The following is a 12,640-nucleotide window of genomic DNA, read 5'->3' as shown; positions in this document are numbered from 1 at the left end:
ACTAAAGTTGAAAGGATGTGTGCGTATGCTTTGTCAAAGATGTCAAAATAAAGAAGCGACAATTCATCTGTATGCAAATGTAAATGGAGAAAGACGGCAAATCGATTATTGTCAAGATTGCTATCAAACTTTAAAAACTCAACAAATGAAAAATAGTATTTCACCAAAAAATCAAGACAATTCAGGTTCGATAGATGATTTATTTCGTTCATTAGCGCAACAACTAAATTTAAATCAAGGACAATCACAACAAACCCCGCCTTCATTTGGCAGAGAAGGTGACCAGCCCCCACGCCCACCACAAAATAACCAATCTCTTTTAGCAGAGTTCGGGATCAATATCACTGATAGTGCGAAAAAAGGGAAAATTGACCCTGTAATTGGACGGGATCAAGAAATCCAAAGAGTCATCGAAATTTTAAATCGGAGAACCAAAAATAATCCTGTTTTAATTGGGGAACCCGGTGTTGGGAAAACTGCTGTTGTAGAGGGTCTGGCTCAAAAAATTGTAGACGGTGATGTTCCACAAAAATTATTAAACAAAGAAGTCATTCGCTTAGATGTCGTTTCTCTTGTTCAAGGAACTGGGATTCGTGGGCAGTTTGAAGAACGAATGAAACAATTGATGACCGAAGTTAAAAACAATCCACAAATTATTCTTTTCATCGATGAAGTACACGAATTAGTGGGCGCCGGTACCACTGGTGAGGGCAACTTAGATGCAGGCAATATTTTAAAACCTGCTCTAGCTAGAGGGGAATTGCAACTAGTTGGTGCAACTACTTTAAATGAGTACCGACTCATCGAAAAAGATGCAGCTTTAGAACGTCGCTTACAACCTGTTCAGGTGGATGAGCCTTCTGTTGCAGAAACCGTGATTATCCTAAAAGGAATTCAAGAAAAATACGAAGCGTATCACCATGTAAAATATACAGATGAGGCAATTGAAGCTGCTGCTAAATTGTCAGATCGGTATATTCAAGATCGCTACCTTCCAGATAAAGCAATTGACCTTCTAGATGAAACTGGTTCTAAAAAGAACCTTACCATCCAAGCAGTTGACCCGAAATTGTTGGAAGAAAAATTAGTAGAAGCTGAAAAAGAAAAACAACGTGCGTCACAAGAGGAAGATTTTGAAAAAGCTGCTTATTATCGTGACAAAATTAATAAACTAAATGTGTTAAAAGAAAAAAAAGTTTCAAGTGAAGATACGCCTATTATTACCGAAAAAAGTATTGAGCAGGCAATTGAACAAAAAACCAATATTCCAGTTGGAGAACTAAAAGAAAAAGAGCAAACACAACTTAAAAATCTAGCTATTGATTTAGAAAAACATGTTATCGGGCAAGACGATGCAGTGGATAAAGTTTCACGTGCTATTCGAAGAAACCGCATTGGTCTCAATAAAAAAAATCGCCCCATCGCCTCTTTTTTATTTGTTGGACCAACCGGAGTGGGAAAAACCGAATTAGCCAAGCAACTTGCACTTGAACTTTTCGGGTCAAATGAATCAATGATTCGTTTTGATATGAGTGAGTACATGGAAAAACATAGTATTGCTAAACTCATTGGCTCACCTCCTGGCTATATCGGCTATGACGAGGCTGGTCAATTAACAGAAAAGGTCCGTAGAAATCCTTATTCCTTAGTTTTACTTGATGAAATCGAAAAAGCCCATCCAGATGTTTTGCATATGTTCTTGCAAATATTAGATGATGGCCGACTAACAGATGCTAAAGGTCGAACGGTTAGCTTTAAAGATACAATTATCATCATGACAAGCAATGCAGGTAGTGGAAATACAGATGCTAATGTTGGATTTGGTGCGATTCGAGACGGGAAAACACATTCCGTCTTAGGAAAATTAAAACAGTTTTTTAAACCAGAATTTTTGAACCGTTTTGACAGTATCATTGAGTTTAATTCTCTATCAAAAACAGATTTACTTGAGATTATCAATCTACTAATCGAAGATGTCAACAATATGTTAAGTGGACAGCAAATTCACATTGAGGTAAATCAAAATGTCAAAGAAAAACTAGTTGAGATTGGCTATCAACCAGAGATGGGGGCCAGACCACTAAGAAGAGTTTTACAAGAACAAATTGAGGACCAAATTGCAGATTACTATTTGGAACATCCTCAAACCAAAACACTGGTTGCCACTCTTGACTCTACTGGACAGATTGTTGTAAAAGAAAAAAAACAAGAAAAAGATGCTTGATGAGCAACTAAATCCAACTTTCTAAGCGTGTGTTTCCATTATTGGAGACGCACGCGTTTTTCTTCTTTTCCAACCAAATAAATTAGGGAATTCTCCAAGCTTTTCAAGTGTTATTCCTACCCTTTTCATTAAAAAAAGATTATAATTAATAAAAGAATCAGATAATATGAAATATGAAAGCTAGGTGTTTTTATGAAATTAATTGATGTGACAAATAGTCATTCAAGCCTTGTTCGTAGCCAACTAGACAATACAGATGCGCAACAAGTACGCGTTTATAGTCTAGGCAACACAACTGTTATTTACACAATTTCTCCAAAGCATGATGAAATCGCTTTAATTAACAAACAACGCTCCATCACGCCTGAAGAAATTAACACTGTAATGGAACATCTCACGGCTCATCCACTAGATAGAGATGCATGCGAATTAATTGAAACGGACAAATTGGTCGAAATATCTATCCCAAAAAAATGAGTAAAAAAACGTTTCTTTTTTGAATGATTTAAGGTAAAAAATAAGTTTTATAGAGTGGTGAAGACCGCTCTTTTTTGTTGTTCTTTCATTCTAATTATTATATTGTACCATATACTTGTTATTGTAAAAAAAATTGTATTCCTCATTGGAATACAATTTTTTAATCAATAATTTTGGTAAGGATGTATGCCACTCTCTACTTTAATCTCAACAATTCTAGCACATTTCTCTCAAGATTTTCGTTCAAATTCCCTAAACTTTATGTATTCTTATTTCTAAATAAATACTCACGAGCAACCACTCTATCACGCCCGCTAAAAATCCTGATATAATGGCTGCTGAGACGACAAAGTAAGCTAATATTCGTAGATTATAGTTGTAAATCCCGACCCCAAATAAAAGCATACAAACTAAACTGGTGATTAGAATTATGGCTCCACAATATCTGAAAGAATATTGACTAAATCTTCTTAGAATAAAATAAATCGCATTGATGAAAAGAAAAGAGATTACACCAATTATTGCATACCATAAAAGCTCCATGTTTCTTTCACCTTCTTGTTCATAATTTATAGACTAATTATATTATATAACTCATAAAAAGGCGAATGATTGGCTTTTATTCCTCTTCTTCTTTAATTTCATTTAGTAACTTCTGTATGTCAGCAGTTTGTTCAATATTGCCTAACATTTCTGGACGTCTTAAATAGGTTCTTCTAAGTGATTCTTTTAGTTGCCATTCTTCAATCAACTTATGGTTTCCATTAGTTAACACTTCTGGGACTTTCATTCCTTTGTAATCAGCTGGTCGTGTATATTGAGGATGCTCTAACAAACCAGTAGAATGAGAGTCTGATAGCGCTGACTGCTTATTGCCTAATACATCTGGTAGCAAACGAACTGTGGCGTCAATCATGACCATGGCACCTAGCTCGCCCCCTGTCAAAACGTAGTCCCCTAAAGAAATTTCATCTGTTACATATTGTCTTATTCTTTCATCATATCCTTCGTAATGACCACAAATAAAGACTAAATGTTCTTCTTGAGCAAATTCTTCTGCTACTTTTTGATCAAATTTTTCCCCTGCAGGATCTAGTAAAACCACCCTCGATTTCTTTCTATCCGATTTTTCAAAAACATGTTCTAGCGCTGCTTCAATGGGTTGTACCTTGAGCAACATCCCGGCACCTCCACCGTAAGGATAGTCGTCTACTGCTTTATGTTTGTGATCTGAAAAATCCCGAAAATTTGTCACTTCTATATCCAACACTTTTTTTTCAACTGCTTTGCCTATGATTGATTCTGTCAAAGGACCTTCAAACATTCTTGGAAAAAGAGTTAAAACATCAATTTTCATCATCAATCAAGCCTTCCGGAATTTCAACTACTACTTTTTTATCAGCCAAATCAACCGAAAGAACTACAGATTCAATATAAGGAAGATAAATATCCTTAGCATTTTCGCGTTGTACCACCCATACATCATTGGCTCCTGGAGACAGAATTTCTTTAATTTTCCCTAAAACCTCGCCTGTTTTTTCCACTACTGTTAGACCAATAATTTGGTGATAATAATAGGTATTCTCTTCTAACTCTCCCATATCAGTTTCTGGAATTTTTAAAACACCTTCTCGATATTTTTCAACATCATTGATGGTTGGATGGCCCTCAAAACTTAGAATATCAAAATTTTTATGCTTTCTATGTGTGGCAATTGTTAGGGTAATTGGCTCTTTATGCTCTTGAAAAAGGTAGAGAACGTGACCTTTTTTATACCGTTTTTCTGGAAAATCTGTAATAGAGATGACCCGAACTTCCCCTTTGATTCCTTGCGTGTTCACAATTTTTCCTACATTAAAATAGTTTGTCAAGATTTTTCCTCATTCCTATCTAGTTTTCTTTAGTTTACCATGCACTAAATTAAGATGCTAGCTTCCTTCACAAAGCACCCGCAAAAAAAGAAAAAGCAGTGAAACAATTAGATTGTCTCACTGCTTTTTTCATGCTCCTCTAAAATATTTAAACGTACTTTTTTAGGATGTGAAGACTTCACACTATAAACAATGGTACGAATTGCTTTAATAATTCTTCCTTGCTTTCCTATTACACGACCAATATCCTCGGGAGCTAGGTGCAAATTGTATTCAAAAAAGTCATGCGACTCTTCCACAGACAAAGTGACCTGTTCCGGACGATTGACAAGCGGAAGAACAATGGCTAAGACCAACTCTTTCACATCTGTCATGCGTCACACCTTATTTCTTTGTGAATTTAGCTTCGTGGAATTTTTTCATAACGCCTTCGTTAGAAAGAAGGTTACGAACAGTATCAGAAGGTTGCGCACCTTTAGATAACCAATCCAAAACTAAATCTTCTTTTAATTCGACTTTTGCAGGGTCCAATAATGGATTATAAGTCCCTACAGTTTCGATAAAACGTCCATCACGAGGAGAACGAGAATCAGCTACAACAATACGGTAAAAAGGTTTCTTTTTAGAACCCATACGTTTCAAACGGATTTTTACTGCCATGTTTTATTTACACCTCCATATTCATTAATCACAAATAATAGTTTACCATCTTTGTCAAAAGATGTAAAGTGTTTTTTCTTTACACCCTACTATTTCTTTTTCTTTTTCTTCTTTTTCTTTTTATTCTGCTTCATCATGCGATTCATCGCCATTTTCCCAAGTTTTCCTTTAACGCCTGTGCCAAACATTTGATCCATTCCAGGAATGTTCATATTTCCTTTCGACATCTGATGCATCATTTTTTTGGCTTCATTAAACTGTTTGATCATCCGATTGACTTCTACAACACTGTTCCCAGAACCAGCAGCAAGTCTTCTTCTTCGGCTTGGATTTAACAATTCAGGATTTTCACGCTCTGCCGGAGTCATCGAAAAGACCATTGCTTTTTTACGTTCGATATCTTTGGGATCCATCTTGACATTATCTAGTCCAGGAACACCACTCATCCCTGGAATCATCTTGACAAGATCCTCCAAAGGTCCCATGTTCATCACTTGTTCCAACTGTTCAATAAAATCATTAAAATCAAAACTATTTTCTTTCATTTTTTGAGCAAGCTCTTCTGCTTTCTTCTCATCATAGTCTTGTTGTGCTTTTTCGATAAGAGTCAGCATATCGCCCATGCCCAGAATACGGCTTGCCATACGGTCTGGATAGAAAATTTCTAAATCTGTTAGCTTTTCACCAGAACCAACAAACTTGATAGGTTTACCTGTCACAGCACGAATCGAAAGTGCCGCACCACCACGAGTATCTCCGTCTAGTTTCGTCACAACAACTCCCGTAATATCTAACTGCTCATTGAAGCTTTCTGCAACATTTACAGCATCTTGCCCTGTCATCGCATCTACAACGAGTAAAATATCATTTGGATTCGCTAACTCTTTAATTTCTTTTAATTCGTTCATCAACAAATCATCAATATGCAAGCGTCCTGCCGTATCAATTAGAACTAAATCATTTTTATTGGCTCTTGCTTGTTCCAGCCCTTTTTCAACAATTGTGACTGGACTAACTTCTGTGCCCATATCAAAAACAGGGACATCTAATTGCTGCCCTAAAACTTTTAATTGGTCAATCGCAGCAGGGCGATAAACGTCTCCTGCAATCATCAGTGGGCGTGCTTGCTCATTTTTTTTCAAGTAATTCGCAAGCTTCCCAGTAAAGGTTGTCTTACCAGCCCCTTGGAGCCCCACCATCATTACAATTGTAGGAATCTTCGGTGCTTTATTCAGAGCCACCACATCTGAGCCAAGCGTCGCAGTTAATTCTTCGTTTACAATTTTGACAATTTGTTGTGCTGGAGTCAAGCTTTCTAAAACTTCGACCCCAACTGCTCTATCACTTACACGTTTGACAAAATCTTTGACTACTTTAAAATTGACATCGGCTTCAAGCAATGCCAAGCGAATTTCTCGCATCATTTCTTTTACATCAGATGCAGAAACTTTTCCTTTTCTACGTAGTTTGCTCATTGCTGATTGTAGTCGTTCAGTTAAACTTTCAAAAGCCATGTTTACTCATATCCCCTATTCTTCAATTTCTTGGATTGCATCTAGCGCTTTGATGATGGTTTGGTCATCGGGATAAGTTTGGCTCACATGGTGCTTGATATGATCCAACAATTCCCCTCGTACGACATAATTAGAATACAGATGTAACTTTCTTTCGTAGTCTTCAAGAATTTTTTCTGTTCGTCGAATATTATCATAAACAGCTTGTCGACTAACATCATATTCCTCGGCAATTTCGCCCAAAGAAAAATCATCTGCATAGTATAATTCCATATAATTCATTTGTTTTTCGGTTAAAAGGGTGGAATAAAATTCAAACAAGGCGTTCATCCGATTTGTTTTATTCAGCTCCATTTTTATCCCTCCTTTTAATTCATTCATAGGTTACCTATTTATTTAAAAATAGTCAATAGTAACCTTACATTCCTTCATCTTCAGAGAGAATCGCGCGCAACAAATCTTCTTCTTGAGTCAGCTGCTCTTCAGAAAAAATTTTTAATCCTTTTTTGATAAAGTAAGCTGTTGCCACTCCTACACCAGTTATTTTATTTCCTGTAAATGTCCCATCATAAATCATCCCACTACCACACGAAGGACTTTTTTCTTTTAAAATCAGCGTGGTCACTTGCTTTTCTTGCAAAATTTTATAAGCAAGTCGTGCGCCAGCTTTATAACTTTCTGTTACTTCTTCACCTTGACACTCCCATATCTGTGCTGTGCCCTTCCAAACATCAAAACCATCTCCACCGATGATTTCTGCTGGTTTTCGAGGAATTGGCAATCCTCCTAAAACTTCAGGACAAACCATTATGGCCTGCCCAGTTTCAACAAGTTTTTTTAAGACTTTTTGTTCTTGACTTTTCCCATCATAGCGACAAGCAACTCCTGCCAGACATGCACTAACACCAATCATTTTTTTGCTCCTCTTCTATTCGAATGTCATAGCTTATTATAGCATAAAAATGATTAATTTTATTTTTAAATCCTGACTTTCCTAGCGTGATCTCCAAGTTTTTTCTTATTTCTAAAGACAGAAAGAAAAAACTGTGCTATAATTTACATATGCGATGAGTCGATTGAACTTTTTTAGAAAAGTTCCCCCCTTATCCGTTATAACTTTGTGGAAGGTTGGATAAGGGACGCAAGAAAAGAAATTTACTGTTTAGACAGTAAGTTTCTTTTTGTTTTATACTTAACTAATGGAGAGGAATGTTAGACAATGTCCCTATCAAGACAACAACAACAGCAGTTATCTGCCATCCGTGAATACACAGCTACTATTTTGGCACATGATCTTTCTGGACACGATATGGAACACATTAGACGTGTGGTCACCTTAACAAAGCAGATTTGTCAAACAGAACCTGCTGCCAATCTATTTATTGCACTCTCTGGTGCTTACTTGCATGACACTATTGATGACAAACTTGTCTCAGATGTAACTATTTCTAAAAAAAACTTAAAAAATTTTTTATCTAGTGAAAACCTTACTCCTCAAGAAATTACACAAATATTTGATATTATTGAACGAATTTCATTCAAACAACGTTTTTCCGCTTCCAATAAAGCGCTTAGCTTAGAAGGGAAAATCGTTCAAGATGCTGACCGTTTAGATGCGATTGGCGCAATGGGAATCGTGCGCACCTTTTATTATGGTGGTGCGAAAGGACATGTAATCCATGATCCCTCAATTCAACCACGTACGATTCATTCTGTAGCAGAATATCGGAAAAATACTACTGCTATCAATCATTTTCATGAAAAGTTGTTATTGTTAAAGGAGTTAATGAATACTCCACATGCTAAGAAGTTAGCTGAAAAAAGGCACCAATTTATGTGTGAGTTTTTAGAAGAATTCAACTCTGAATGGAATTTGGATTCGTTATAACGATTAGGGAGGAAGAATTATATGGTTCAATCACTAATTCCTTATACTCATCTGGCACAATATTATGAAACAGATCAAATGGGAATTATTCATCACTCAAACTACATTCGCTGGTTTGAAGAAGCCAGATCGGATTTACTTGATCAATTACACTTTGGTTACAACGTCATGGAGAAAAAGGGAGTCATGATTCCTGTCACTGAGGTCACTTGTACCTATAAAAGTATGGTACATTACAACGATTCCGTTTATATTTTACCAAAAATTACTGAATTTAATGGGATTCGCCTTACCATTTCGTATGAAATCATCGACACAAACACAAAAGAATTACGTGCTCAAGGAACAAGCTCTCATTGTTTTCTTTCCAGGCAGCAAAAAATTATATCAATTAAAAAAAAGCATCCTGAGATTTTCGCTATTTTTGAGCAAATACTTCAACAAAATCTATTTTTTAACAACTAAAAGAAGCGTTTAGAAGAACCATTTCTCTTCTAAGCGCTTCTTTTAATGATGACTTCTTATTAATTCAAATTCAAAATTCTTTCGACTTCTTGCTGCATTTCATCGGAATGAACGACCGTATTGTGCAAAATCTGTGCATCCATAATTTCTGTAACAGCGGTTGGAATGCTAAGGTGCGCCTTTTGGTGCAATTGTTCTACTAATTCAAAATCCGTTTCTTTTGGTAAAGACTTGCCCAAAATAGCTTCTATTACGGCCCTTGGAAACTTATAAGGACTAGCTGTTGAGACGATGACCGTTTTTGTCGTATCCTGTGTTTCTTCTTGATAGTAGCGATACACCTTGCCTGCAACAGCAGTATGAGGGTCAAGCACATAAGCATTTTCAGAAAAAACAGTTTGAATTTCTTGAGCTGTTTCTTCTTCTGAGGCATAGTTTGCATAAAACCCTGCCAATTTCACTTTCATTTCTTCTGAAATAGTATACTCTCCTTTAATAACTAAATCATTCATAAAGCTTTTAGTTTTAGACGCATCTTCTCCTGTCAAATGGTAAATTAGTCGCTCTAAATTACTTGAGACAAGAATATCCATAGAAGGCGAATTTGTAATAAAAAAAGGCCTTTTTTTATTGTAAGTTCCACTACGAAAGAAGTCGGTTAACACATTATTTTTGTTAGAAGCACAGATGAATTGATTGATCGGTAGTCCTATTTTTTTCGCATAATAACCAGCTAAAATATTACCAAAATTTCCAGTTGGTACAGAAAAATTAATTTTTTCACCTAATTGGATTTGATTTTTAGCAACCAACTGTGCATAAGCATAGACATAGTAAGCAATTTGTGGGACAAGACGCCCTATATTAATCGAGTTGGCAGATGAAAATTTCAGATTTTCCTGTGCTAACTTTTCACTTAAAGATGCGTTGTTAAACATTTTTTTTACGTTAGTTTGTGCATCATCAAAGTTCCCTGTAATGCCGACTACATAGGTGTTTTTTCCCTTTTGCGTAAGCATCTGACGCTCTTGAATCGGACTAACTCCTTTTTTAGGATAAAACACAATAATTTTCGTTCCTGGAACATCTGAAAATCCCGCCATGGCGGCTTTTCCCGTATCACCTGAAGTTGCAGTCAAAATGACAATCTCTTGATTGCTCTTTTGTTTTTTGGCAGCAGTTATCATCAAGTGAGGTAAAATCGATAAGGCCATATCCTTAAATGCAATGGTCGAACCATGAAATAGCTCCAAATAATAGTTTGCTCCTACTTTTTTGATAGGTGCAATTTGAAGAGTATCGAATTTAGCATCATATGCTTTTTTGATACAATCTTTCAGTTCTTCTTCAGTAAAATCACTTAAAAATTTACTCATCACTTCAAAGGCAACTTCTTGATAAGACATTTTCGAAAGTTTTTTTATATCTAAATCAAAATCCGGGAATTCTTGCGGTACGTACAAGCCGCCATCCGCTGCTAAACCTTGCAGAATCGCCATGGAAGGACTGACGATATTCGTTTTGTCTCTCGTGCTACAATACTTAATTTCCAATTTTGACCTCTCCTTATTCCCCAAATAGAATTGTTTTGTAATAGTATACCATTTTTTCATCATTTTTTAAGTAAAAATTCATCTTTCACACATTTCTACTCAGATACAAAACCGATTGCGCCATAAAAAAAGTGAGATAAAAGTAGGAATCGCTTTTATCTCACTTTCAAAATCAGCCGTTTTTGCGTATTTCCGAAAAAATTATTCAGTAATTTCAGCTAAAATTTCTTCCATATTTTTTGCACCAAACACGACTTTTTCATCATTAATAATCATTGCTGGCACGCTCATTAATTTTCGTTCTTTCTTTAAATCTGGAAAAAGAGCGGTATCAATCATCTCAGCCTCAACTTGATGGTTGATTGAAGCAATTCTTTGACAAGCCGCTACGACGTCTGGACAAAAGTGACAAGTCAATGAAACACAAATCTCAATTTTCGTTTTGGGCAATTGACTAATCTGTGTCATAAGCTTTTCTTCTAGTGGTTGCCCTTTACTCCCAACATTGTATACTGCAAGCACAAGTGAGTTCAATTCATGACCACTTGGTATTCCACTAAATTTAATTCCAGTATATTCATCTTTTTCATTAAATAAAACTGCTGCTGGCAAGCGTTTCAAAGCAATCTTATCTTCAAACTCACGATTTTCCCCTAAAGAAATAGTCTCCACTTGAATTTTTTCACCCAAAGTAGCAAACTCTGCTAAAAATCCAGCGAACTCGAGCGTTTTTGGCTCTTTTTCATCCAAAATATTGACAATTTTGACTGGTTTCGTTAGTTTTTCAAAAATGCTAGATAGCTGGGCTTTCATTTCTTGTGGGAACCAGTCTCCAGAATGCTGTACCTTTTTGGAAGCTTCGGTAGCTGTAGCCTTAGTAGACTCTGTGTTTTTTTCTTTTTGTGCAATTACTTCTTTATGAACCACTGGTATACCCAAACGTTCTTTTTCAGAAGTTACAAATTGTTGTGCTTTTGTAGCTGCAATTGCACCGTCCGCTACTGCCGTAACAATCTGTCTGAGTTCTTTTACTCTTAAGTCTCCTACAGCGTAAACACCCTTAACGTTTGTTTCCATTGACTCATTCGTTGGAATAAATCCATGCGGAGTCATTTCAATGGCATCCTTAAACACTTGCGTATTGGGCTTGTTTCCAGCAAACACAAACATTCCAAAAGAGCCGTCTTGTTCATCTGCTTCAAAAATAGTTTCTTCACCCGTTTGATTATTTTTAAAAACTGCCTTTTGAAGTAAGCCTTCCCCACTAATTTCTTTGACTTCTGTATTGTATACAATATCAATTTTTTCATTATTTTTTGCCTGATTAGCGGTCATTTCAGCACATGTAAAATCAGGTTCGCGAATAATCATATGAACTTTTTTGCCATATCTTGTTAAATATACTGCTTCTTCTGCCGCAGCATATCCACCACCAATGACAAAAATATCTAATCCAGTAAAAAACTCGCCATCACAAGTTGAACAGTAGGCTACGCCTCTACCTGTAAATTCAACTTCTCCTGGAAAGCCAATTTTATTTGCGGAGGCACCAGTACCAATGATTACCGCTCGAGTTTTGTACTCTGTTCCATTTGAGCCGATTAGTACTTTTTCATCTTTAGAAAAATCAACTTTTATAATCTCATCGCTTACAAATTCAGCACCAAAATCCAGTGCTTGCTGGTGCATATCTTCCATTAACTTGGGACCAGTTGTTTTTCTAATCCCTGGATAGTTAACAACATCAGAGGTTGTCATCACCTGACCGCCAATTTTTTCTTTTTCAATAATTAGAATGTCTAACATTGAGCGTCCTGCATAAATCCCTGCTGCTAAGGCGGCAGAACCGCCACCAATAACAATGATATCATAAATATGTTTATCCATCTTTTTCCCTCTCATTCCATTGCCAGAAAAAAGAGGCAAAACTATAATAGTCATGCCTCACTGACTTTTTTTGAAGCCATACTTTGATTTACTTTTTTATT

At 36.2% G+C, this 12,640-nt stretch carries 13 protein-coding genes; 4 read left to right on the top strand and 9 right to left on the bottom strand.

The window, feature by feature from the left end:
- Positions 1–25: 25 nt before the first annotated feature.
- Positions 26–2,224, top strand: coding sequence for an ATP-dependent Clp protease ATP-binding subunit (locus CBF30_RS02120; RefSeq protein ID WP_126822291.1), 2,199 nt, complete (start codon positions 26–28; stop codon positions 2,222–2,224).
- Positions 2,225–2,416: 192 nt separating this feature from the next.
- Positions 2,417–2,701: a DUF1827 family protein gene (locus CBF30_RS02115; protein ID WP_126822289.1), complete on the top strand. Its 285-nt coding sequence runs from the start codon at positions 2,417–2,419 to the stop codon at positions 2,699–2,701.
- A 619-nt stretch (positions 2,702–3,320) separates the two neighbouring features.
- Here the strand turns inward: CBF30_RS02115 and trmD are convergent.
- From trmD to CBF30_RS02080, 7 genes are all read right to left on the bottom strand, one after another.
- Positions 3,321–4,058 carry a tRNA (guanosine(37)-N1)-methyltransferase TrmD gene (trmD, locus tag CBF30_RS02110; RefSeq protein ID WP_126823734.1) on the bottom strand — a complete coding sequence of 246 codons (738 nt, stop codon included), beginning with the start codon at positions 4,056–4,058 and terminating at the stop codon, positions 3,321–3,323.
- Positions 4,048–4,572, bottom strand: a complete 525-nt coding sequence (gene rimM / locus CBF30_RS02105) for a ribosome maturation factor RimM (protein WP_126822287.1) — start codon at positions 4,570–4,572, stop codon at positions 4,048–4,050. Before rimM ends, trmD begins: the two co-directional genes overlap by 11 nt.
- 107 nt (positions 4,573–4,679) lie before the next feature.
- On the bottom strand, positions 4,680–4,946 hold the full coding sequence (locus tag CBF30_RS02100; RefSeq protein WP_126822285.1) for a KH domain-containing protein: 267 nt from the start codon (positions 4,944–4,946) through the stop codon (positions 4,680–4,682).
- Positions 4,947–4,956: 10 nt separating this feature from the next.
- A complete protein-coding gene (gene rpsP, locus CBF30_RS02095; protein ID WP_126822283.1) occupies positions 4,957–5,232 on the bottom strand; it encodes a 30S ribosomal protein S16 in 276 nt (91 codons plus the stop codon).
- Between the two features lie 89 nt (positions 5,233–5,321).
- The gene (ffh, locus tag CBF30_RS02090; RefSeq protein WP_126822281.1) at positions 5,322–6,746 is read right to left on the bottom strand and encodes a signal recognition particle protein; all 1,425 of its coding nucleotides are present in this window, start codon (positions 6,744–6,746) and stop codon (positions 5,322–5,324) included.
- Positions 6,747–6,761: 15 nt separating this feature from the next.
- Positions 6,762–7,100 carry a putative DNA-binding protein gene (locus CBF30_RS02085; RefSeq protein WP_126822279.1) on the bottom strand — a complete coding sequence of 113 codons (339 nt, stop codon included), beginning with the start codon at positions 7,098–7,100 and terminating at the stop codon, positions 6,762–6,764.
- Between the two features lie 64 nt (positions 7,101–7,164).
- Positions 7,165–7,659 (bottom strand): 2-thiouracil desulfurase family protein, encoded by a 495-nt coding sequence (locus CBF30_RS02080; RefSeq protein WP_126822277.1) that lies wholly within the window; start codon positions 7,657–7,659, stop codon positions 7,165–7,167.
- Between the two features lie 306 nt (positions 7,660–7,965).
- Between CBF30_RS02080 and CBF30_RS02075 the strand changes: the two genes are divergently transcribed.
- Positions 7,966–8,634 carry an HD domain-containing protein gene (locus CBF30_RS02075; RefSeq protein ID WP_126822275.1) on the top strand — a complete coding sequence of 223 codons (669 nt, stop codon included), beginning with the start codon at positions 7,966–7,968 and terminating at the stop codon, positions 8,632–8,634.
- A 21-nt stretch (positions 8,635–8,655) separates the two neighbouring features.
- Positions 8,656–9,099, top strand: coding sequence for an acyl-CoA thioesterase (locus CBF30_RS02070; protein WP_126822273.1), 444 nt, complete (start codon positions 8,656–8,658; stop codon positions 9,097–9,099).
- 59 nt (positions 9,100–9,158) lie between these two features.
- On the opposite strand, the gene thrC is transcribed toward CBF30_RS02070, so the two are convergent.
- Positions 9,159–10,652 carry a threonine synthase gene (gene thrC / locus CBF30_RS02065; protein WP_126822271.1) on the bottom strand — a complete coding sequence of 498 codons (1,494 nt, stop codon included), beginning with the start codon at positions 10,650–10,652 and terminating at the stop codon, positions 9,159–9,161.
- 201 nt (positions 10,653–10,853) lie between these two features.
- Positions 10,854–12,539, bottom strand: a complete 1,686-nt coding sequence (locus tag CBF30_RS02060) for an FAD-dependent oxidoreductase (protein ID WP_126822269.1) — start codon at positions 12,537–12,539, stop codon at positions 10,854–10,856.
- Positions 12,540–12,640 lie beyond the last annotated feature (101 nt).

It is taken from the genome of Vagococcus entomophilus (assembly GCF_003987595.1).
Taxonomy (GTDB): domain Bacteria; phylum Bacillota; class Bacilli; order Lactobacillales; family Vagococcaceae; genus Vagococcus_E; species Vagococcus_E entomophilus.
This window is presented reverse-complemented; position numbering and strand designations above follow the sequence as displayed.